General features: G+C 66.2%; 22 protein-coding genes. 12 read left to right on the top strand and 10 right to left on the bottom strand.

Translation table 11 applies throughout. The features are described 5' to 3' along the window. Positions 1–18: 18 nt before the first annotated feature. The 6 genes from BLR24_RS24685 to BLR24_RS24660 form a co-directional block, all read right to left on the bottom strand. Positions 19–933: a ParA family protein gene (locus tag BLR24_RS24685; RefSeq protein ID WP_093022157.1), complete on the bottom strand. Its 915-nt coding sequence runs from the start codon at positions 931–933 to the stop codon at positions 19–21. 6 nt (positions 934–939) lie between these two features. Next, positions 940–1,554, bottom strand: coding sequence for a LysE family transporter (locus BLR24_RS24680; RefSeq protein WP_055807166.1), 615 nt, complete (start codon positions 1,552–1,554; stop codon positions 940–942). 114 nt (positions 1,555–1,668) lie between these two features. After that, on the bottom strand, positions 1,669–2,310 hold the full coding sequence (gene rsmG, locus BLR24_RS24675) for a 16S rRNA (guanine(527)-N(7))-methyltransferase RsmG (RefSeq protein WP_093022154.1): 642 nt from the start codon (positions 2,308–2,310) through the stop codon (positions 1,669–1,671). After that, on the bottom strand, positions 2,307–4,265 hold the full coding sequence (gene mnmG / locus BLR24_RS24670; RefSeq protein ID WP_093022151.1) for a tRNA uridine-5-carboxymethylaminomethyl(34) synthesis enzyme MnmG: 1,959 nt from the start codon (positions 4,263–4,265) through the stop codon (positions 2,307–2,309). Before mnmG ends, rsmG begins: the two co-directional genes overlap by 4 nt. Positions 4,266–4,445: 180 nt before the next feature. Next, positions 4,446–5,333, bottom strand: coding sequence for a transglutaminase-like domain-containing protein (locus tag BLR24_RS24665; RefSeq protein WP_093022148.1), 888 nt, complete (start codon positions 5,331–5,333; stop codon positions 4,446–4,448). A 153-nt stretch (positions 5,334–5,486) separates the two neighbouring features. Beyond that, on the bottom strand, positions 5,487–5,672 hold the full coding sequence (locus BLR24_RS24660; RefSeq protein ID WP_093022145.1) for a DUF1328 family protein: 186 nt from the start codon (positions 5,670–5,672) through the stop codon (positions 5,487–5,489). Positions 5,673–5,859: 187 nt separating this feature from the next. On the opposite strand from BLR24_RS24660, the gene gstA reads away from it, so the two are divergent. From gstA to BLR24_RS24635, 5 genes are all read left to right on the top strand, one after another. Then, positions 5,860–6,468: a glutathione transferase GstA gene (gene gstA, locus BLR24_RS24655; protein WP_093022142.1), complete on the top strand. Its 609-nt coding sequence runs from the start codon at positions 5,860–5,862 to the stop codon at positions 6,466–6,468. A gap of 156 nt (positions 6,469–6,624) precedes the next feature. Beyond that, positions 6,625–7,407: an enoyl-CoA hydratase-related protein gene (locus BLR24_RS24650; protein WP_093022139.1), complete on the top strand. Its 783-nt coding sequence runs from the start codon at positions 6,625–6,627 to the stop codon at positions 7,405–7,407. After that, positions 7,404–9,254: an acyclic terpene utilization AtuA family protein gene (locus BLR24_RS24645; RefSeq protein ID WP_093022136.1), complete on the top strand. Its 1,851-nt coding sequence runs from the start codon at positions 7,404–7,406 to the stop codon at positions 9,252–9,254. The genes BLR24_RS24650 and BLR24_RS24645 overlap by 4 nt, the downstream gene beginning before the upstream one ends. A gap of 82 nt (positions 9,255–9,336) precedes the next feature. After that, entirely contained in the window at positions 9,337–10,440 is a 1,104-nt protein-coding gene (locus BLR24_RS24640; protein ID WP_093022133.1) for an alkene reductase, read from the top strand. A 63-nt stretch (positions 10,441–10,503) separates the two neighbouring features. Beyond that, positions 10,504–10,734: a RidA family protein gene (locus BLR24_RS24635; protein WP_093022130.1), complete on the top strand. Its 231-nt coding sequence runs from the start codon at positions 10,504–10,506 to the stop codon at positions 10,732–10,734. A 29-nt stretch (positions 10,735–10,763) separates the two neighbouring features. Here the strand turns inward: BLR24_RS24635 and BLR24_RS24630 are convergent, their stop codons facing one another. Then, on the bottom strand, positions 10,764–12,146 hold the full coding sequence (locus BLR24_RS24630) for a sensor histidine kinase (protein ID WP_254787556.1): 1,383 nt from the start codon (positions 12,144–12,146) through the stop codon (positions 10,764–10,766). Positions 12,147–12,154: 8 nt separating this feature from the next. Next, positions 12,155–12,844 carry a response regulator transcription factor gene (locus BLR24_RS24625; RefSeq protein WP_093022124.1) on the bottom strand — a complete coding sequence of 230 codons (690 nt, stop codon included), beginning with the start codon at positions 12,842–12,844 and terminating at the stop codon, positions 12,155–12,157. Positions 12,845–12,983: 139 nt separating this feature from the next. Between BLR24_RS24625 and BLR24_RS24620 the strand changes: the two genes are divergently transcribed. The 3 genes from BLR24_RS24620 to BLR24_RS24610 are packed head-to-tail and all read left to right on the top strand — an operon-like array spanning position 12,984 to position 15,456. Then, entirely contained in the window at positions 12,984–13,868 is an 885-nt protein-coding gene (locus tag BLR24_RS24620) for an alpha/beta hydrolase (RefSeq protein ID WP_093022121.1), read from the top strand. An 11-nt stretch (positions 13,869–13,879) separates the two neighbouring features. After that, positions 13,880–14,173 (top strand): acyl carrier protein, encoded by a 294-nt coding sequence (locus BLR24_RS24615; protein ID WP_093022118.1) that lies wholly within the window; start codon positions 13,880–13,882, stop codon positions 14,171–14,173. Further along, on the top strand, positions 14,170–15,456 hold the full coding sequence (locus BLR24_RS24610) for a beta-ketoacyl-[acyl-carrier-protein] synthase family protein (RefSeq protein WP_093022115.1): 1,287 nt from the start codon (positions 14,170–14,172) through the stop codon (positions 15,454–15,456). Before BLR24_RS24615 ends, BLR24_RS24610 begins: the two co-directional genes overlap by 4 nt. Positions 15,457–15,543: 87 nt before the next feature. Here the strand turns inward: BLR24_RS24610 and BLR24_RS24605 are convergent, their stop codons facing one another. Continuing rightward, the gene (locus tag BLR24_RS24605; protein WP_093022112.1) at positions 15,544–17,793 is read right to left on the bottom strand and encodes a heavy metal translocating P-type ATPase; all 2,250 of its coding nucleotides are present in this window, start codon (positions 17,791–17,793) and stop codon (positions 15,544–15,546) included. Between the two features lie 128 nt (positions 17,794–17,921). On the opposite strand from BLR24_RS24605, the gene BLR24_RS24600 reads away from it, so the two are divergent. Both BLR24_RS24600 and cueR read left to right on the top strand, forming a co-directional pair. After that, on the top strand, positions 17,922–18,116 hold the full coding sequence (locus tag BLR24_RS24600) for a heavy-metal-associated domain-containing protein (protein ID WP_093022109.1): 195 nt from the start codon (positions 17,922–17,924) through the stop codon (positions 18,114–18,116). Then, complete coding sequence (cueR, locus tag BLR24_RS24595) at positions 18,113–18,520, top strand: Cu(I)-responsive transcriptional regulator (RefSeq protein WP_093022106.1); 408 nt, start codon at positions 18,113–18,115, stop codon at positions 18,518–18,520. The genes BLR24_RS24600 and cueR overlap by 4 nt, the downstream gene beginning before the upstream one ends. A 15-nt stretch (positions 18,521–18,535) precedes the next feature. Here the strand turns inward: cueR and BLR24_RS24590 are convergent, their stop codons facing one another. After that, positions 18,536–19,483: a YcjF family protein gene (locus BLR24_RS24590; protein WP_093022103.1), complete on the bottom strand. Its 948-nt coding sequence runs from the start codon at positions 19,481–19,483 to the stop codon at positions 18,536–18,538. Between the two features lie 567 nt (positions 19,484–20,050). Between BLR24_RS24590 and creB the strand changes: the two genes are divergently transcribed. Then, a complete protein-coding gene (gene creB, locus BLR24_RS24585; RefSeq protein WP_093022100.1) occupies positions 20,051–20,836 on the top strand; it encodes a two-component system response regulator CreB in 786 nt (261 codons plus the stop codon). Next, on the top strand, positions 20,833–22,275 hold the full coding sequence (gene creC / locus BLR24_RS24580; RefSeq protein ID WP_093022097.1) for a two-component system sensor histidine kinase CreC: 1,443 nt from the start codon (positions 20,833–20,835) through the stop codon (positions 22,273–22,275). The genes creB and creC overlap by 4 nt, the downstream gene beginning before the upstream one ends. Position 22,276 lies beyond the last annotated feature (1 nt).

Below are 22,276 nucleotides of genomic sequence, written 5' to 3'. Positions count from 1 at the left end.
GGTCCATGGCGGACCGCGTCAGAGACTTTTTTCGCTGGTGGAATCGGGTGCGGCCGCCGGGGCCAGCACGTCTTCGGGAATGGCCAGGTTGGGCGCGCCGGGTGCGACTGGCGCAATCGGCGGCGCGACCGCATTCGATGCAAAGGCGCTGGCGGGCGGCAGCTTCTCGACCAGCTCCTTGGCAAAGGCGACGAAAGCCTGGCTTCCGCGGGCGTTCGGGTCGAACACCACGCCCGGCAGACCATAGCTTGGCGCCTCGGCGAGCCGCACATTGCGCGGAATGACCGTGTCGAACACTTTGTCGCCGAAGTGGGCCTTGAGCTGCTCGCTCACCTGCTGCTGCAGCGTGATGCGCGGATCGAACATCACGCGCAGCAATCCGATGATCTGCAGGTTCTTGTTGAGGTTGGCGTGCACTTGCTTGATGGTGTTGACCAGATCCGTCAGCCCCTCGAGCGCGAAGTATTCGCATTGCATGGGCACGATCACGCCGTGCGCGGCGCACAGGCCATTGAGCGTGAGCAGGCTCAGGCTCGGCGGGCAGTCGATCAGCACGAAGTCGTACTCGGCGCCCACCGCAGCCAGCGCGGTGCGCAGGCGCTTTTCGCGGCGGTCTAGTGCCACCATTTCGACCTCGGCACCCGCCAGCTCCCGGTTTGCGCCGAGCACGTCATAGCCGCAGCCGCCCTCCACGAGCTTGTCGGCCTTCACGCGCGCCTCGGCCACAGAAGCCGACTCGAGCAGCACGTCGTACACCGTGAGTTCCAGCTGGCGCTTGTCGATGCCCGAACCCATGGTGGCATTGCCCTGGGGATCGAGGTCGATCATCAGCACCCGCTGGCCAACCTTGGCCAGGCCGGCGGCAAGGTTGACGGTGGTGGTGGTCTTGCCGACGCCGCCCTTTTGGTTGGCAATACAGAAAATCTTGGCCATAGGAAATCAGCGGGAAATGGCGAGCTTGACGCCGAAGGCGATCAGGAAAACGCCCGCGAGCTTTTCGAGCGCGCCCGAAATTCGTGGATTGGCGCGAATGCGCTCCGCCAGAAAGTGCGTCAGCAGCGTCGAGGTCAGGCCATACAGGAAGGTCAGCACCGCGATCGTCACCGCCATGGCGCCAAAGGTGGCCATCCCTTGGTGGCGTGCCGGATCGACGAACAGCGGGAAGAACGCCATGTAGAACACGATGGCCTTGGGATTCAGCAAGGTGATTGCCAGCGCCTGGCGCAGGAAATGGCTTGGGCGAATGTTGAGGATCGGGGCCGCGCCGGGCTTGGCCAACAGCATCTTGGCGCCCAACCAGGCGAGGTAAGCCGCGCCCAGCCATTGCACGGCCTTGAACGCTGCTGGGTAGCCAGTCAGGACGGCAGCCACGCCAGCCACCGCAGCCCACATGAGGAACTGATCGCCAATGATCACGCCCAGCGTTGCCGCCAATCCACCGCGAATTCCACCTTTGCTGGTCGAGGTGATCAACGCGAGGTTGCCCGGACCGGGGATCAATAGAAAGAGGACGATGGCGGCGACGAATGCGCCGTAGTCAGCGATGCCGAACATGGATTTGCCTCGGGAAAGAGAGCCAGGGGGAGGCGTCGAGTCTAAGCGAGGCGGCCCCTGCGATCACCCTCCGCCGGCGGCTTTCACCGGCGTGGGCGTTTCTTTTTTGCCCGGTCAGGCGGCTTCCTTGCGTGCCCAGACAATGCAACGCTCCGCGTCCAAGCCAGGAACAGTCAATTGTTCCACGTGAAACACTGCGATACCAGCAGGTAACACGGCCAGTTCTTCGGTCGGTACTTTGCCTTTCATGGCCAGCCAGACGCCACCGGGTGCCAGCAGATGTGCCGAACCATCGAAGAAATCTGGCAGGGAAGCAAAGGCGCGGGAGCTGATGACTTCATAGCTGCCGGCAAGCGATTCGACGCGTGCGTGCAATCCGCGCAAGTTGGGCAACTCGAGCTCAGCGGCCACTTGCTGCACGAAAGCCGCCTTCTTGGCGACCGCATCGAGGCAGCTGACCTGGAGATCCGGCCGTATGATGGCAATCACCACTCCCGGCAGGCCGCCACCCGAGCCCACGTCAAGCAGCTTGCCCTCCCCTGCCCACTCGCGCTGCAACGGCGGCACGGCCGCCAGGCTGTCGAGCAGATGGTGCGTGAGCACGCTCGCCGCGTCGCGCAGCGCCGTGAGGTTGTAGACCTTGTTCCACTTGAGCATCAACGTGCCGTAAGACAGCAACTGCTCCGCTTGGATATCGGACAAAGCGAGGCCCAGGGCTGCTGCGCCTTGGCGCAGCGTATCGATGGGCGCGTTCATTGGGCGGACTGCGATTCGGCTGGGGCTTCGGCGGCAGCGTCGCGGTCGAAAGCTTTGTGGCCGCCTTTTCGCAAATGAATCATCAGCAAGGAAATGGCAGCAGGCGTCACGCCCGAGATACGTGAAGCAAGCCCCAGCGTCTCAGGCCGATGCTTGTCGAGCTTCTGCCGGACCTCGAAACTCAGTGCCTTGACCTGGCTGTAGTCGAAGTCAGGCGGCATGCGCAGGTTTTCGAAGTGCGCTGCACGCTCGACTTCGTCGTGCTGGCGCTCGATATAGCCCGAATACTTGGCCGAGATCTCGATCTGCTCGATCTCGATCTCGTTCAGCGCAGTGGACGCGCTGTACTTTCCGCCGTCCAGCGACATCAATGTTTGATAGTTCACATCCGGCCGGCGCAACAGGTCGGCAAGGTTGTACTCGTGCTCAATGGCCTTGCCGAGCACCCGCTCCGACTCAGCCGCGGGCAGGTTGCGCGGATTCACCCAGATCGATTTGAGTCGTTCTGTTTCACGTGAAACAACATCCCGCTTGCGGCTGAAAGCATCCCAGCGCGCATCGTCCACCAAGCCGAGCTTGCGCCCTGCTTCGGTCAGGCGCATGTCGGCATTGTCTTCGCGCAGCTGCAGCCGGAACTCGGCGCGGCTGGTGAACATGCGGTAGGGCTCGGTCACGCCCTTCGTGATCAGATCGTCGACGAGCACGCCCAGATAGGCTTCGTCTCGGCGCGGCAGCCACGCCTCTTCGCCTCGGCATTGCAGCGCGGCGTTGATGCCGGCAAACAAGCCCTGCGCCGCCGCCTCTTCGTAGCCGGTGGTGCCGTTGATCTGCCCGGCAAAGAACAGCCCCTTGACCGACCGGGTCTCGAAGCTGCTCTTGAGTTCGCGCGGATCGAAGTAGTCGTACTCGATGGCATAGCCCGGCCGCAGGATGTGGGCGTTCTCCAGTCCGGGCATCGAGCGCACCAGTTGATACTGGATGTCGAACGGCAGGCTGGTCGAAATCCCGTTCGGGTAGTACTCGTTGGTCGTCAGGCCTTCGGGCTCGAGAAAGATCTGGTGGCTTTCCTTGTCGGCAAAGCGGTTGATCTTGTCCTCGACGCTTGGGCAGTAGCGCGGACCGACGCCGTCGATCTTGCCGGTGAACATCGGGCTGCGGTCGAAGCCGGAGCGAATGATGTCGTGGGTGCGCGCATTGGTGTGGGTGATCCAGCAGGCCATCTGCTGCGGATGCATGTCGGCCCGGCCCATGAAGCTGAACACTGGCATCGGCCCTGCCCCGCCCGGCATGCCATCGCCCGGTTGCTCGGTGCACTTCGAAAAATCGATGGTCCGGCCGTCGAGGCGCGGCGGCGTGCCTGTCTTCAGGCGGCCCTGGGGCAGCCTCAATTCCTTGAGCCGTGCCGACAGGCTGATGGCCGGGGGGTCGCCTGCGCGCCCGGCCTGATAGTTGTCGAGGCCCACATGGATGCGGCCGTCGAGGAAAGTCCCGGCCGTGAGCACCACGGTGCGCGCGCGGAAGGCAATGCCCACCTGCGTGACGGCGCCCACCACCCGATCGCCCTCCACCATCAAGTCGTCGACCGCTTGCTGGAACAGGCTGAGGTTCGGCTGGTTTTCCAGCCGGCGGCGAATCGCGGCCTTGTACAGCACACGGTCGGCCTGCGCACGGGTCGCACGCACGGCCGGGCCCTTGCTCGAATTGAGAATGCGAAACTGGATGCCCCCCTCATCGGTGGCGATGGCCATGGCGCCGCCCAGCGCATCGACCTCTTTCACAAGGTGGCCCTTGCCGATGCCGCCGATCGACGGATTGCAGCTCATCTGCCCCAGAGTCTCGATGTTGTGGGACAGCAGCAGCGTCTTGGCGCCCATTCGGGCAGCCGCCAGCGCGGCCTCGGTGCCGGCATGGCCACCACCGACGACGATGACATCAAATTCTTCGGGATACAGCATGAGAGAGGGGCGCACTGACGCGTGCGCTGCGCAAAGGGGCACCAATTTTAATCGGGGGTACCCTTTTGCGCCGGGAATAAGGGCAACCGGGGTCAAAGACCACCAGCCCCGAGCCATCCCAGCGAAACCGGATAGTTTGCTACATTATTAATAGCAAACTAATTAGTACTGACAAGGCTTTCACTCCGCAGCGGCGGCCAGCTCCACGACCGGCACCGGCTTTTCGATGCCCATGATCGCGCCGGTGGGCTGCGGCGCCGCGGCGGGAGCCACGCTTTCGTCCTGCACTTCGCGCACCCCGATGTCCTTGCCCGTCATCGTCACGGCGCCAAAGATGGTGCAAAAGGCCACGTCCTTGGCGTCGCGCCCGGTGCCCACGCGCACCAGCCGGTCGACCGGGGCCATGCGAGTCGGATCGAACAGCACCCATTGCCCGCCGAGCCAGGCTTCGAACACGGCGTGAAAATCCTGCGGCGGCTCGTCGAACCAGACGTAGCCCACCACCAGCCGGGCCGGGATGTTGAGCGCACGGCAAAAGGTGATGCCCAGGTGCGCAAAGTCGCGGCACACGCCCACGCGTGCCACGAACACCTCGCGCGCCGTGGTCGTCGAATCGCTGCTGCCCGCTTCATAGGCAATGCTCTCGTGAATCCAGTCGACGATCGCCTGCACCCGGCCGATGCCGGGCGGCAGGTCGCCGAAAAGCTGCTGCGCGCACCGCGACATCAGGTCCGACTCGCAGTAGCGCGACGGCATCATGTAGTGAAGGATTTCATCGGGCACCTGGTTGACCGGCACCTCGGCGAGGTCGAGCGGTACGTCGACCTGCCTGCGCTGCACGCTCGCCCTGTAAGTGATCCGCAGCGGCCCCGGCTGCGCATCGAAGCGCGCAAAGCGGTTGCCGCTGGAACCGTCGCAGTAGAACCGCACTTCGGTCGGCGGTTCGATGGTCAGCATCTCGCTGATAACGGCCTGCGCGCCAGCTTGCGCGGCCTCGATGTTGAGCAGCATGTGCGCGGGCGTCTGGACTTCGTAGCGCAGGTCTGCCTCGATGTGCGAGATGTGCATGCGCGCCTCAAACCCGCCGGCGATGCGAGCGGTGCTCGGGAAGCTGCCAATGCGATTGCGTGACGAGCAGCACCCGCACGACGCGGTGCGCCGGGCTCTGAAGCAGCAAGCCGAGCGGACGCGCCCGCGGCCAGTGAGGTACCGGGCGCTGCATCAATCGATCGCCTTTTTCACCGCACCCACGCCCAATGCCGCCAGCACCACGAACAGCACGGCCAGCACCAGGAACAAGCCGAACAGCAGCTTGGCGATACCCGCCGCACCCGCGGCAATGCCGCCGAAGCCCAACAGCCCGGCGATCAATGAAATCACCGCAAACACAATGGCGTACTTCAACATCTGGAAACTCCTTTCGGCGGGCCCTCGCCCACCGTGCGGGCAGCTTAGAAACGCGCCGGAGCGGCTCCGATAGTCGGCGCGCGCGAGCGGCCGTAGGACAAAAACGCGCAGGACGCAAACCCGCTAGCATCCCCTCGGTCCACGGATCGATTTCCGCTATCCATATTCAACTTTGGAGATTTCTCGCATGAAGCTGTATTACTCGCCCGGTGCCTGCTCCCTCTCGCCCCACATTGCGCTGCACGAGGCAGGCATTGCCTTCGAGCCCGTGATGGCCAGCACCAAGAGCCACAAGCTGCAGGACGGCACCGACTACTACGGCATCAACCCGCTCGGGTATGTGCCGATGCTCGAACTCGACGACGGCACCCGCTTGCGTGAAGGTCCGGCCATCGTGCAGTACATCGCTGATCTCGCACCCACCAAGAACCTGGCCCCGGCCGCCGGCACCCTGCAGCGCTATCGCCTGCAGGAGTGGCTGACCTTCATCGGCACCGAGATGCACAAGGGGTACAGCCCGCTGTTCAACCCCGCCATGCCCGAAGAAGCCAAGACCATCTTCAAGGACAAGCTCAAGTCGCGCTACCAATGGCTCAACGGCCAGCTGGCCGACAAGCAGTACCTGATGGGCGAGCACTTCAGCGTGGCCGACGGCTACCTGTTTACCGTGACCAACTGGGCCAAGCCAACCGGCGTCGACATTTCGGACTTCCCCCATCTTCAGGCCTGGCATGCGCGCGTCGGAGCTCGTCCTGCGGTTCAGGACGCAATGAAGGCCGAAGGCCTGCTGAAGTAAGAAGAAGCGCGAACAAGCTCGCAACGACTGCGAGGCGGCCTTGCCCATGATGGGGAAAACCCGGGCCGCCTTCAGCCACAAGCCGCATGCAGCGGCTTTTTTTTCGAGTCACGCTACGGGTCGATCTTCAGACCCTGCAAAGCGAAGGACCCGCCGATGGCCGAAGCCCCTGTCCTCCAAGAACTGCGCGAGGAGATGCGCGGGCCCGTGATGTGGCTCACCATCGGCCGCCAGGAACGCCGCAACGCCATCAGCGCCGGCGTGCTTGCCGCGCTGTCCGGCGCACTGGCTCGGGCGGAGACCGACCGCGCTGTGCGTGCCGTCGTCATCACCGGCGCTGGCACGCGCGCTTTCTGCGCCGGTGCTGACCTGCAAACCGGCAGCGCCTTCAAGTTCGACTATGCCGAGCCCTACCAGGGCTTTGCCAACCTGTTCCGCCAAGCCCGGCAATCGACCGTTCCGCTGATCGCGCGCGTCAACGGCGCCTGCATGGCGGGCGGCATGGGGATCATGGGCATGTGCGACATGGCGGTGGCCAGCAGCCAGGCCTTGTTCGGCCTGCCCGAGGTCAAGGTCGGCCTCTTTCCCGCGCAGGTACTCAGCGTGCTTGGCAACCTGCTGCCGCGCCGCGTGCTGGCCGAGATGTGCATCACCGGCGAACCCATCACCGCCGCGCAGGCGCTCGAACACGGGCTCGTGAATCGCGTGAGCGACGACGTCGACGAGAGCGTGGACTGGCTGCTCGGCCGCGTGCTCGACAAATCGCCCGCCGCCATACGCCGCGGCCTGTACACCATGAAGAAGATCGACGCCATGGCCTTCGAAGAATCAATGGCGTTCACCGAAAGCCAGATCGGGCTCTTCGCACTCACGGAAGACGCGGCCGAAGGCCAGCTCGCCTTCCGCGAAAAGCGCAAGCCGCAGTGGAGCGGCCGATGAGCGCCGACCGCAGCGAGCAATGGGAACGCATCGTACGCATCGGCGGTGCCTCGGGCTTCTGGGGCGACAGCAGCGTGGGCGCGCCGCAGCTCGTGGCCAGCGGACAGATCGACTATCTCGTGTTCGACTACCTGGCCGAGCTCACGATGTCGATCCTCGCAGGCGCGCGGCTCAAGAAACCGGAGCTCGGCTACGCCACCGACTTCGTCTCGGTCGCGATGAAGGCCGTGCTGAATGACGTGGTGCGCCAAGGCATCCGCGTGGTAAGCAACGCAGGCGGCGTCAATCCGCAGGGCTGCGCCGATGCGCTCGCCGCGCTGGCGGCCGAGCAAGGCGTTGCATTGAAGATCGCGGTGGCGAGCGGCGACGACGTCTCCCCCCTGCTGCCGCAGCTCCGCCAGCAACATCCCCCAGTGCGCGAGTTGCAAAGCGGCGCGCCATTGCCGGGGCGCGTGCTCACGGCCAACGCCTATCTCGGCGCAAGGCCGATCCAGGCCGCGCTCGACGCGGGTGCACAGGTGGTCATCACCGGCCGCTGCGTCGACTCGGCCGTCACGCTCGGCGTGCTGATGCACGCGTTCGGCTGGCAGCCTGGCGACCACGACCTGCTGGCGGCCGGCAGCCTCGCGGGCCACATCATCGAATGCGGCTGCCAGGCCACCGGCGGCCTGCACACCGACTGGGACACGGTGCCCGACTGGCCCAACATCGGTTATCCCATCGTCGAGTGCCATGCCGACGGCAGCTTCGTCGTCACCAAGCCGACGGGCACGGGCGGCAAGGTCACGCCGGCCGTGGTGGGCGAGCAGATGCTGTACGAGATCGGCGACCCCTCGGCCTACCTGCTGCCCGACGTGGTGGCCGACTTCACGCAAGTGCGCATCGAACAGGCCGGCGAGCATCGCGTGCATGTGCACGGCGCGCGGGGCCGCGCCCCCACCGCGAGCTACAAGGTCTGCGCCACCTACGTGGAAGGCTACAAGTGCGCGGCACAGCTCACCATCGTCGGCTTCGATGCCGTCGCAAAGGCACGCCGCACCGGAGAAGCCATCCTTGTACGCACCAGCACACTGTTCACGCAGCATGGTTTCGGCCCCTACAGCGCCACGCAGCTCGAAGTGCTGGGCGCCGAGTCCTGCTACGGCCCGCACGCGCAGGCCACGCAGACGCGCGAAGCCGTGCTCCGGGTTGCGGTGACGCATGCGCGCAAGGAGGCGCTCGAGCTCTTCGCGCGCGAGGTGGCGCCGGCCGGCACGTCGTGGGCTCCCGGCACCACGGGCGCGGGTGGCGGTCGCTCATCCGTATCGCCGTCGATCCGGCAATACGCGTTCCTGCTGGACAAGTCGAAGGTCGAAGCCCGCGTGACGATAGACGGGCAGCGCATCGAGCTGCCCCCCGATGCTGAGTCTGCGGTGGCCGCCAGTGCCCCTTCTTCACCGAAGAATGCAACGGGTGCGGTGGACGTTCCCGAAGCCTTCGCTGCCGATGCCATCGAAGTGCCGCTCATCCGCCTCGCATGGGCCCGCAGCGGCGACAAAGGCGACACCTCGAACATCGGCGTCATCGCGCGCCATCCGGCCTTGCTGCCGCTGCTACGTGAACAACTCACCGAAGCGCGGGTAGCCGAATGGCTGGCGCATCTCGTCAAAGGGCCGGTCACGCGCTATGAGGTTCCGGGCATCAGGGCGTTCAACTTCGTCTGCGAACAGGCGCTCGGCGGCGGCGGCATGGCATCGCTGCGCAACGATCCGCTCGGCAAGGGCATGGGGCAGATCCTGCTCGCGATGCCCATGCGCGTGAGCCCAAGCTTGCTCGACCTCGCGGCACTCGGCACCGAGAACGCCTAGCAGCAACCAGACAACCGTGCGACAGCAGGGTTGGCCGCGCAGGTTTAGCCTCGCGGCCTCTTCCCACTTTTCAATCCGCGCAATGTCCTCCCTCTTCGACCCCGTACAGGCCGGCGACCTGAAGCTCGCCAACCGCATCGTGATGGCGCCGCTCACGCGCAACCGCTCGCCCAACGCCATTCCGCAGGACATCGCGGCCACCTATTACGCGCAGCGCGCCACGGCGGGCCTGCTCATCACCGAAGCCACCGCCATCAGCCACCAGGGACAGGGCTATGCCGACGTGCCTGGGCTCTACGGCACCGAACAGCTCGACGCCTGGAAGCGCGTGACGGACGCAGTGCATGCCAAGGGCGGCAAGATCGTGGTGCAGCTCTGGCACGTGGGCCGCGTGTCGCACACCGAACTGCAGCCCGAAGGCGGCAAGCCCGTCGCGCCCTCGGCCATCACCGCCAAGACCAAGACCGTGCTCATCAAGGACGGCGTGCCGACCTTCGTCGAGACTTCGGAGCCGCGCGCCCTCGATGCCGAAGAGTTGCCGGGCATCGTTCACGCCTATGCGGCGGCCGCGCGCAACGCGGTGGAAACCGCCGGCTTCGACGGCGTGGAACTCCACGGCGCCAATGGCTACCTGCTCGACCAGTTCCTGAAGGACGGCAGCAACAAGCGCACCGACGACTACGGCGGCAGCATCGAGAACCGCGCCCGCCTGCTGCTGGAAGCCACGCGCGCGGTGGTCGATGCGGTCGGCGGCGGCAAGACCGGCATCCGCCTGTCGCCCGTCACGCCAGCCAACGACGTGCACGATTCCGATCCGCAGCCGCTCTTCACCTACGTGGTGAAGCAGCTCGCCCCGCTCGGCCTGGCGTACATCCACATCATCGAAGGCGCCACCGGCGGCCCGCGCGAGATCGAGGACCGTCCTTTCGACTACGAGGCGCTCAAGGCCGCCTACCGCCAGGCCGGCGGCAAGGGCGCATGGATGGTCAACAACGGCTACGACAAGCCGCTGGCGGACGCGGCGGTCAAGGAAGGCGACGACCTCGTGGCCTTCGGCAAACCCTTCATCGCCAACCCCGACCTGGTGCGCCGCCTGCGCGAGAACGCACCGCTCAATGCCGTGGACAAGGCCACGATGTACGGCGGCGGCACCAAGGGCTACACCGACTATCCGGCACTGGGTTGATCCCCGGGGGCCATGGCAAGATGCCGCGGACGCTTTGTGTCCGCCCCCAAGGAGCGAAATGCCATGGCCCGTGTCGAGCAACGACTGGCCGCACTCGGCCTCGTTCTTCCCCCCACAGTGACGCCGCCGCCCGGCTTCGACAAACAGCCTGCGGTGATCAACGGGTTCTCGGATCTCATACTCGAACTCTTCGGATCCGACATCGGCGCTCATGCACGCAGTGCCGTGGGCATGGCCGAGCTGCCCTTCAACATTCCGGTCGAAATCGAGGGCGAGGTGGAGTTCGACGCGTGAGCCGCCGATGACGAAGTCATCGTGCCGACTCAAGCCACGTCGCCGAACACCACGCTCACCCGCAACCCCGAGGGCTCGGCCGCATCGAGCCGCAGTTCGGCGCCCAGCAGTTCCGCATAGCGCGCCACGATCGACAGGCCCAGGCCCGAGCCCTGCCCGAGCTTCTGTCCCGCAGGGCCTTGCGCCCAGCGCTGCATCAGGTCGCGCTGCGCCTCCAGCGGAATGCCGGGGCCGTCGTCGATCACGCTCAAGGTCCGGCCCGCCAGTTCGACGGTGATGGTGCGTCCGCCGTAGCGCAGCGCGTTGTCGATCAGGTTGTCGAGAATCCCTTCGACCAGCGCTTCGTTCGCGAGCACCGTGGTGCGCTCGTCGAGGCCGCGTGCACCCAGGTCGACGCCGCGCGAATCGGCGCGTGCCAGGTGCCGCAGTACGGTCTCCTCGGCAAGAACGTCGAGCCGAACCGGTTCGCGCGCAAGGCCGGTGCGGGCCTCGTCAGCGAGCGCGAGCGCCAGCAACTGGTCGATGAGATGGCTCGCGCGGGCCTGCCGTTCGGCCACGCGCACGAGCTGCTCCCGCCACACCGCGGAGTCGTGCTGCGCAAGCCCGTACTCGGCCAGCGCGCGGATGCCCGCCAGCGGCGTGCGCAGCTCGTGGGCCACGTTGCCCACGAACTCGCGCTGCGCGCGCACGCTGTGGTTCAGCCGGTCGAAAAGCGCGTTGACCGCATTGCCCAGGCGCTGCACTTCACGCGACGTGCGGACCACCGCCACCGGCGAGAGGTCGTACACATCGCGCCGGTCCAGCGCCTGCTGCAGCTCGCCGAGCGGACGCAGGTCGCTGCGAATGCCATACCAGAGCCACACCGCGAGCAGAATCAGCAGCAGCACCTGCGGTGCGAGCGCAAAGCCGAGCAGCTGCCGCACCAGTGCCGTGCGGCTCAGCGTGGTCTGCGCAATCACGACCCGGTAGGGGACCGGCAAGCCCGGGTCCACGACGGGCTGGAGCACCACCGCCCGAAGGACCTTGCCGTCGAAAGCCACGTCCGAGAAGCGGTAGCGCGCACCTTCCGGTGGCAGCGGTGCGTTCAGGCCCGCCTGCCCAGAGATCAGCGTGCCGTCGAGCCGCTGAACCGCGAAGTAGACCTTGTCGACCTGGTCGAACAGCACCGTGGCCACCTCACGCGGCGTGAGCAGCAGCTCCACACCGCGTTCGCCCGCCTGCACGTTGGCCGCGAGCGCATAAGCGTCGTCGAGCATGCCGCGGTCGAAGGCCTGTTCGGAAAAATAGTTGGCGATGACCAGGGCGATCACCGCGCCCACCATCCACGTGAGCGCCAGGGGCACCAGCACGTTGCGCAGCACGCGCCGCGTGAGCGAAGGTGCGGCCTCGGCCCGCCGAGGCGCGTCCGGCATGGGGCGGCTCACACTTCGGCTTCGAGCAGGTAGCCGATGCCGCGCAGCGTGCGGATGCTCGCGCCCGAACCGGCCAGCTTCTTGCGAAGCCGCGAGATGAAGGCCTCCAGTGCGTTGTCGCCCAGCGATTCGTCGAAGCTCGAGAGCTTGTCGGACAGTGCCCGCTTGCTGACTGTGCGGCCCGGCGGGCTCATCAGCTCCCACAGCACTTCGAACTCGCGCGCCGGCAGATCGAGCGGCCCGCTCGCGGTCGAAAAGCGGCGCGCCTTGCGGTCGAGCTTGAGCTGGCCGAGCAGCACGATGTCCTCGGTACCCTTGGCGCGCCGCACCAGCGCACGCAAGCGAGCCTCGACTTCGGCCAGGTCAAAGGGCTTGCCCAGGTAGTCGTCGGCACCGGCATCGAGGCCGGCAATGCGCTCCTCGGTACGGCCACGCGCCGTCAGCACCAGCACCGGCGTGCGGTCGCCGCGCGCCCTCGCCTGCCGCAGGGCGTTGAGGCCGCTTGCAAGGCCGCTCGTCGGGCTTGCGGTGGCTGGCAGGTTCAGGTCGAGCAGCACTGCGTCGAAAGGCTGCACGCGCCATAGATGGTCGGCGTCCTCGACATTGGCCGACACGTCGACCCGATGGCCGGCATCCGCGAGGCTGCGCAGCATCACGTCGCGCAGCACGGCATCGTCTTCGACAAGCAGGATTCGCATGGTGTGTGTGGTGGGTTTCAGTGCCTATTCTTGCGCGAAGGAGGGTCAGCAGCCGGTCAGCACGCCCCGGCGATAAACACGCCATGAGCATACGACAGCAACCTGCGGCCGGGGCCCCTTTCCAGCCCCTTTCGATTCGATGAGCGCCCGCGATCCGGCCGATCTGCTGAGCGTGGTGCACCCCGCGGTGCGCCGCACTGCCGTCGTGCTGCTGCATGGTTTATGCAGCACACCTGACGAGCTCCTGACCGTGCAGTCGGCCTTGCGCAGCAGCGGCTATCCGGTGCACCCGATGGCGATCGGCGGCTACTCCTTCGATGCCGGCGCGCCGCTGCAGCACGCCCTGCCCTACGAGCGCTGGATCGACGCCATAGAGGCGCGCGTCAAGACACTCCGCGCGCAGCACGAGCGCGTGCTGCTGGTGGGCATCTCGGCCGGCTCGTCTCTTGCACTCGGCGCGGCCATCCGCTGCGGCAGCGATGTCGATGCGCTGGTGCTGATGTCGACCACGCTGCGCTTCGACGGCTGGGCCATTCCACGCACGCGCATGCTGCTGCCGCTCGCGTTCTACACGCCGCTCGGACGCTTCTGGCAGTACCGGGAATGCGCGCCCTACGGCGTGAAGAACGAACGCGTGCGCGCCTGGATCGAGCGCGAGCTGCGCCACCGGAAGGTGTCGCGTGCGGGCAGTTCGGTGCTCGGCGTCAGCCACCTGCGCGAGCATGACCGGCTGATCCGCCACGTGAAGCGCAACCTTCACCAGGTGCAATGCGGCACCGTGCTTGCGCTGCATGCTCGCCAGGACGAAGTGGCCAGTCTGGCCAACCTCGACATCCTCGCGCGTGGCCTTCGCTGCCGCGAATTCCGCAGCGTGGTGCTTCACAACAGCTACCACATGATCTCGATCGACAACGACCGCCAGCAGGTGGCACGCGAAACGGTCGCTTTCGCCGACGCCCTGGCTCATGGCATCGGCGCGCCCGGCACCTCCGGCGCGTTGCCTCTGCATCTCGTTCCCGCCTGAAAGAAAACGCCATGTCCTCCGCTACCTTTTCTACGCCGGTCTTCAACAGCATCGCGGCCATCCTGGTGAACAACTTCGACGTTGCGCCCGCTTCCATCGCGCCCCAGGTTGCGCTGTCCGAACTCGGGCTCGATTCGCTCGCGCTGATGGAATTCGTGTTCGCGGTGGAAGATGCGTTCCATCTCCGCCTACCTGAAGACCGGCTCGACCCGCGCGAAGCCGGCATCACGCTCCAGCACTTGTGCGAAGCGATCGACGCGCAGATCCGATGCGACGTCGAGCCTTCGATGGCCGCGCCCGCGTGAGCAGCGGCGCCGCTCATTCAGCGCTCGCAGCCTCCTCTTTGCATGCGGCTTCCGCACCGGTGCGGGTAACGGGCCTCGGTTTCGTCACCCCCATCGGCCACACGGCCGAGTCCTTCGACGATGCGCTCTTCGACGGAAGGTCCGCGGTGCGCGCGCAAACGCTCAGCATCGAGGGCCTCGATCCGATCGAGCTCGCCGTGGCGGCCTGCGAATTCGATTCGACCAGCGTGCGCAGCGGTTCGCGACTGCCGCTCGACCGGGGCACCGCCATGGCGCTGGCAGCCGCACGCGACGCAGCCGCGCAGGCCGGGCTTCACGCGGGCAGCGTCGATCCCGAGCGCCTGGGCATCTTCTGGGGCAGCGGCTTGGCCGGCGCGGGCGCCTTCGACGACACCACGCGCGCGCTCTATGGCGGGAAGCGCCGCATGCGGCCGACGACGGTGCTCACCGTCATGCCCAACGCCGCGGTGGCGGAGCTCGCATTGCAGTTCGGAGCCCAAGGTGCCGCCATTGCCTACGCCTGCGCCTGTGCCTCCTCGGCCGTCGCCATCGGCGAGGCCATGCGCGCCATTCGCGGCGGCTGGATCGACATGGCGGTCGTCGGCGGACATGAGGCCATGCTCACGCCCGGCGTGATGGCCAGCTGGCACGCGATGCGCGTGACCGCGCCTCCTCCCGCCAATGCGCCGGGCAGCGCCTGCCGGCCTTTCTCGGGCGACCGCGCAGGTTTTGCATTGGGCGAAGGCGCGGCCGCGCTGGTGCTCGAATCGGAAGCCCATGCACGCGCGCGCGGCAGAAATGAAGCTATGCCGCTTTTTCTTGCGGGCTATGCCACCAACTGCGACGCCACGCACATCACCAACCCCGACCCCGCCGGCCAGGTCCGCGCCATGCGTGCCGCGCTGCGCGACGCCGGCCTCGAGCCCGGGCAGATCGGCCACATCAACGCGCACGGCACCGCCACCACGGCGGGCGATGCGGCCGAGGCTGCTTCGATTCGCGAGGTGTTCGGCAATGCCGTGCCCGTGAGCGCCACCAAGGCCATCCACGGCCACGTGCTCGGCGGCGGCGGCGCCATCGAACTAGTGGCTGCGCTGCGCACGCTCGCGCACGGCATGCTCCCGCCCACCGCCAACCTGCGGGTGCCCGATGCGGCCTTCGATCTCGACTTCGTGCGAGGCGATGCGCGCCAGGCCGAGAACCTGCGCTACGTGCTTTCCAATTCATTCGCATTCGGCGGCACCAACGCCGTGCTGATCGCAGGCCGCGCCACAACCCGCTGAAGAACGAAACGGCTGCTATGCGGCAGCCGCGAGCAGCGGATCGCCGATCACCTGCTGGCGCTGCTTATCGGCTGAATCGAACAGGGCTCAGGGCTTCCAGCGCCTCAGCAGCAGCGCATTGGCCATCACGCTGACGCTCGACAGTGCCATGGCCGCGCCCGCCACCACGGGACTCAGCAACCCGAAGGCCGCAAGCGGAATGCCGGCCACGTTGTAGGCAAAGGCCCAGAACAGGTTTTGCCGGATCTTGGCGACCGTGCGCGCAGAGAGTTCGAAGGCCTCGGCCACCAACGCCAGGTCGCCGCGCATCAGCGTGATACCCGCGGCTTCCATTGCCACGTCGGTGCCACCGCCCGAAGGTGCCATGGCCATGCCCACGTCGGCCGCGGCAAGTGCCGGCGCGTCGTTGGCGCCATCGCCGACCATCGCAACCACATGGCCGTCTTTCTTCAAGACACTGACCTGCGCCGCCTTGTCGGTCGGCAACACATCGGCGCGCACGTCTTCGGCAGCAATGCCGAGCCGTGCCGCCATGGCCTCTGCGGCGCGCCGGTTGTCGCCCGAGATCATCACCACGCGCAGGCCCCGCGCTCGCAGAGTGCGAATGGCTTCGGCCGCCTCCGGTTTGGGCTTGTCGGCAAAGGCCAGCAACGCCTGTACCTCGGCAACGCCTGCCGCATCGAATCGCAGCAGCGCGGACACCGTGGCGCCCTCTGCATGCAGGCGCTCGACCTGCGCGGCATCAGGAACCACGCCAAGTTCCGTGCACCAGCGCAGGCTCGCGATGGCCCAGCGTTCGCCATTCACCTCGCCGCGAACGCCGCGACCCGGCAGCGCCTGCATGGCACTCAATGGCGGTGCCTGCACGCCGCGCTGTGCGGCGGCCGCCATCACGGCACGGGCCAGCGGATGCTCGCTGCCGCCTTGCAGGCTGGCAGCCGTAGCAAGCAATCGGGCTTCGTCTTCGTTGGTTGCAAGAGGTACAAGAGGCACAAGCGCTGTGAGCACCGGCCGGCCCAGCGTCAGCGTGCCGGTCTTGTCGAAGGCCACGGTGTCGACACGGTGCGCGACTTCCAGTGCGCGTGCGTCCTTGATCAGGATGCCGCGGCGTGCCGCGACACCGGTGCCGGCCATCACCGCTACCGGCGTTGCAAGGCCCAGCGCACAGGGGCAGGCGATGACCAGCACGGCCACCGCATGGATCATGGCAACTTCGATACCGGCGCCAGTGAACAGCCAGCCTGCCAGCGTGGCCAGCGCAATCACCAGCACCACCGGCACGAACACGGCCGCAACCTGATCGACCAACCGCTGGATCGGCGCCTTGGCCGCCTGCGCATCCTCGACCAGCCGGATGATGCGCGCCAGCACGCTTTCGGCGCCGACCGCTTTCACCTCGACGACCATGCGGCCGTCGCCGTTGACTGCGCCGCCCGTCAATGCGTCGCCAGGCCTCTTGGGCACCGGCAGCGGCTCGCCGGTGAGCATCGATTCGTCGACCTCGGACTCTCCCTCGATCACGCGCGCATCAGCCGGCACGCGTTCGCCGGGGCGAACCGCGAGCAGGTCGCCGACCATCACCTCGCCAATCGGCACATCGCTTTCGCCGCGCTTTCCCACCAGGTGGGCGATTTCGGGCCGCAGCTGCTGCAGCGCGCGGATCGCCGAAGTGGCTTGCCGCTTGGCGCGTGCCTCCAGCCACTTTCCGAGCATCACCAGCGTGATGACCACGGCCGACGCCTCGAAGTAGAGGTGGAGCACGGCGCCGTGCCCCGCGTGCTCGCCGGTCGCCGAGCGCCACCAGAGCCACAGCGACAACCCGAAGGCCGCGCTGGTGCCGAGCGCCACCAGCAGGTCCATGTTGCCGGTACCCGCCTTCGCGGCATGCCAGCCCGCGCGGTAGAAGCGCGCACCGAGCCAGAACTGCACCGGTGCCGCCAGCAGCAGCTGGATCCAGGGCGAAAGCATCCAGTCTTGCCCGAAGGGTTCTCTGAGCATCGGCGCCAGCAGCGGAATCGACAGCAAGAGGCCAATGCCGACCGGCCCGAAGCCGTGCCACGGCGACAGTGCCGCGGCCTCGTCGGCCATGCTGCTGGCCGCGCGCGGTTCATAGCCTGCGGCGCGCACGGCGCGGCGCAGGCGCGCGTCGATGTCCTCGCCGTCGGCCGCCACCACGCGCGCCGATTCGGTGGCGAGGTTCACGCTGACGTCCTGCACGCCCGGCACGCTCTTGAGCGCCCGCTCCACGCGCATCACGCACGAGGCGCAGGTCATGCCGCCAACAGAAAGATCCAGGGTGCTCATGGGGTGGTACGGAGAGTGAAGCAGATTGTCCATGCCCCAAGGCTAAAGTCTCACATCATGGCAAGGTCAAGCCGCCTGCCGAGTGCCCCTGCACTGGACATTGACATCGTGAGAGGGTTCAAACTCGTGATTCCCATCACTGATCAACAGGAGCAACAACGATGAGCCAGAAATTCCAGGTCTCGGGCATGAGCTGTGGCCACTGCGTGAGCGCGGTTCAAAACGCGGTGCAGACGGTCGATCCGGAAGCGCAGGTGACGGTGGATCTCGAAACAGGGCATGTCGACGTATTGAGCGTGCAATCTCGGCAAGACATCGTCGCCGCGATCGAAAACGCCGGCTACAGGGTCCAATGAGCAGCTTCGGCACCGTGACCATCGGCGAAGCGGCCAGGCTTTCGGGCGTCTCGGCGCGCATGGTGCGGCACTACGAGGGCCTGGGGCTGCTGCCCGTGGTGGCGCGCACCGAAAGCGGCTATCGCCAGTACGGCGATGCCGACATTCACACGTTGCGCTTCATCAAGCGCTCGCGCGATCTCGGTTTCTCGATGGAAGAAATTGCCGAGCTCGTGGGGCTGTGGCACAACCGCCGCCGTGCGAGCTCGAACGTGAAGCGCATCGCGCAGAAGCATCTCCATGAACTGGAACAGCGCATTGCGGACATGCAGTCGATGCGCAACACGCTGGCGCACCTGGTGCACTGCTGTCACGGGGACGCGCGCCCCGACTGCCCCATTCTCGACGACCTGGCCGCGGCCTGATCGGCCTGACTGGCTTCAAGCGCCCCTGACCAGCGCCAGCACCTTGCCGGCGTCGAGGGTGCGGGCCTTTTCCTGGATGGCTGGCAGGTACTGGGTCTGCAGACCCTTCCCTTCCTGCACGACGTTCGAGAAGCTGTCTTTCAGCATCTGCGTCGAAAGCGTGCGGCCGCCTGCGTAGTAGCGCTTGGCGACATGGCCCAGCGCGTAGGTCGAGGCAAAGCTCATGCCCGAACTCACGGCCTGGTTGCCCAGGCCGCGCAGCAAGCCACCGCCCATCTTTCCGAGCAGGCCACCGAGCAGCTTGCGACCGGCCTGTTCCAGGTATTGCGAGGTCAGGCCCACGCCGACCGTGGCCAGGAAATCTTTCACGTGGCCGCTGTCGAGTTCGTAGCCATGGGCCTTGCCGATGCGATATACCAGTTTCATCTGCAGCGGAATGATCGCCATGGTCGACAGCGTTTCGGGCAGCAGTTCGAGCGCGCCGTTGAGGATGGCTGCGTTGAGGATCGACTTGTCGAGCTCCGCGACGTCGGGGGATGGCACCGGTGCGGCCGTTGATACCGCGGCTGCACCGGTAGCCGCCACCGGGACCGCCGCCGCAATGTCTTCCGCCTGACGCGAAAACTGCGCCGCCGAGGCATCGAGACCGAGCGAAGTACGCAGGTCCGTCAGGAACATACGCTCCGCTTCCGACTGCGTGCCGTCGGCATCGCACACGCACACCGCCATTTCATAGGCCAGCTGCTTCGAATCGGTGCTTTGCAATTCGCCCGCCACCGATGCCATCGAGACACGCTTCATCAGCACGTCCTGGTAGAGCGTGGGGAGGCTCACGCCGTCAGCCTGCGACAGGCCCTCGGCAATGCGCTTGATCTCGGCGCGTTCGCGCTCGTGTTTTTCGCCGTCGACGAAGGCGGCCAGCAAGCTCAGCGTCACGATGGCCTTGGTTTCGGAAGGGGTCACGTTCGAATTTCCAAAGGTTGAAGGACAAAGTTCGTTCGACATCAGGCGCGAAGGTTCCGCCGCGGGTTCTCCCCACAAAGCTTGGGCAACTCTGTGGATAACACCCGCACTTCTTTGTAAGGGGAAGCTAAGTGGTTGATTTCAAATAGAAATCTACAGTCTGCCCAAATATGAGGCAATGAATTTCTCGCGCCGAAAACCGTCTTTCGCAGAATTCGAGAGCCGTGTCAAAGGACAACTCTGGGGAGAGTTCCGGCACAAGCAGGCGGTTATCCACAGGGCGGGGCAGTCGGCCAATGTTGTCCCTTTTGGTGCGACAGCTCGGAAGCACGGCTGCGCACAGTGACAGAGGTATGACAAGTGACTGTCACGCAAGGGAAAAACTGCCATGTCCACAGATCGGTGCCGCCCTTATCTACTACTACTAATTTGAATAAGAAGAATAAGAAGAAGATAGGAATCCAGCGCTTCGCCCAAAAAAAAGGCCGTGAACGGCCGCGCCGTGTTCGCGGCGCCACGCACGAAAACCAGCCTCGCCGAACAGCGCCCCCTCGCTAACATCCGGGGATGAGTTTCAAACCCCGGATCCTGATCGCCGAAGACGAATCGGGCATTGCCGACACCCTCCAGTACGTTTTGAAGAGCGACGGCTTCACGCCGGTCTGGTGCGCCACCGCCGAGGAGGCCATCGCGCAGTTCGCGCAGGAGCCGCCGGCTCTGGCCATCCTGGACGTGGGCCTGCCGGACCTGAACGGTTTCGAGCTCTTCAAGCGGCTGCGCGCGCTGAACCAGTCGCAGGGCGGCGCCGAGGTGCCGATGCTGTTTCTCACTGCTAGAAGCGACGAGATCGACCGCGTGGTGGGGCTGGAACTCGGTGCCGACGACTACATTGCCAAACCCTTTTCGCCGCGCGAACTGGTGGCGCGGGTACGCACCATCCTCCGGCGCAGTGCGCGAGCGGCGCCAGGAGGGGCCGCAGGGACGAACAACGGGGTACCCCCTCAAATTTCGGGTGCGACGGCCCCAGCGAGCTCTCAACCCCCCGCAATGCCGTTTGCGCTGGACAACGAGCGCATGCAGATTCGCTACTACGGCCGCCTGCTCGAGCTCTCGCGCTACGAATACGGCCTGCTCCGGCTCCTGGTGCAACGGCCCGGACGCGTCTTCACGCGCGACGAGCTGCTGCAACTGGTCTGGGACGACGCGAGCGACAGCTTCGACCGCACGGTCGACGCGCACGTGAAGACCTTGCGCGCGAAGCTCAAGGCCGTGGCGCCCGACGTGGAGCCGATCCGCACGCTGCGCGGCACCGGCTACGCATTGAACGAAGAACTGCCCCACAGCGTGCCGTGAGCCGGCGCACGCGGATATTCATCGGGATTCTGCTGATCTACACGGCGGGCATCGCGTTCCTGCTGTACCGCGTGGTGTCCGACATCGACCCGCGCTACCGCGAATCGGCGGAGGAATCGCTGGTCGAGACCTCGCAACTCATCGCCAGCCTGGTCGAGCAGGATGTGATCGCCGGAGCCATCACCACCGCGCGGCTCGAGCCGCTGTTCCGCACGGTCTATGCGCGCGAGTTCTCGGCCCAGATCTACAACCTGCACAAGAGCCGGGTCGAGCTGCGCGTGTACGTGACCGACCGCAGCGGCCGCGTGGTGTTCGATTCGCTCGGCAGGCACCTGGGCGCTGACTACTCGCAATGGAGCGACGTGAACCGCACGCTCGCCGGCGTGTACGGCGCGCGCACTTCGCGCGACGTAGACGGCGACCCGCGCACCTCGGTGATGTACGTGGGCGCGCCGATCCGCTGGAACAACGAGATCGTCGGCATGGTCAGCGTCGGCAAGCCGGTGCAGAGCTTCGGCCAGTTCGTGGAAGACGCGCGTGCCCGCACGCTGTGGGTGGGCGTGGGTTCGGGGCTGGCACTGCTGCTGCTGGCGGTGATCGTCTCGGTCTGGCTGGTACGCCCCTTCGGGCTGATTTCGGACTACTGGACCTGGGTGCGCGCCCAGCGCACCCTCAGCGTTTCGCGCATGGCGCGGCGCGCGGTCGATGCGGTGCGCACCGGTTTCAGCGAAATGCGCGATGCGCTCACTGGCCGCAACTACGTGGCCGACTACGTGCAGACCTTCACGCATGAAGTGAAGAGTCCTCTCTCGGCCATTCGCGGCGCGGCCGAGCTGCTGCAGGAACCGTCGATGCCGCATGCGGAGCGCGAACGCTTCCTGAAGAACATCGAACGCGAGACGCAGCGCATCCAGGAAATCGTCGATCGCATGATGGAGCTCACCGCGCTCGAGACGCGACGCGGGCTCGACCGCACGGAGCCGGTCGCGCTGGCTTCGTTGATCGAAGACGTTGCCATCAGCGCGCAGCCCGCGGCGGCCAAGCGCAACATCGCCGTGAAAGTAAATATCCGAACCGAGGCCAGCACCGAGGGCGATCCATTCTTGCTGCGCCGCGCCATCAGCAACCTGCTGGACAACGCCATCGATTTTTCACCGCCGGACAGCGAAGTGCTGCTGACGCTGGAGACCACCTCGAAACTTGCGCGCGTGAGCGTGCGCGACCGCGGTCCTGGCATTCCGGACTACGCACAGGAAAAAGTCTTCCAGAAGTTCTATTCGCTGGCGCGGCCGCACAACCAGAAGAAGAGCACCGGACTCGGGCTGGCCTTCGTGAAAGAGATTGCCGCGCTGCACCGCGGCCGCATCGAGCTCGGCAATGCGGCGCGCGGCGGCGCGGTGGCCACGCTCACGCTGCCGCTGCTACCGCCGCATCACTGAA

The organism is Variovorax sp. OV700 (genome assembly GCF_900099805.1).
Taxonomy (GTDB): domain Bacteria; phylum Pseudomonadota; class Gammaproteobacteria; order Burkholderiales; family Burkholderiaceae_C; genus Variovorax.
This window is presented reverse-complemented; position numbering and strand designations above follow the sequence as displayed.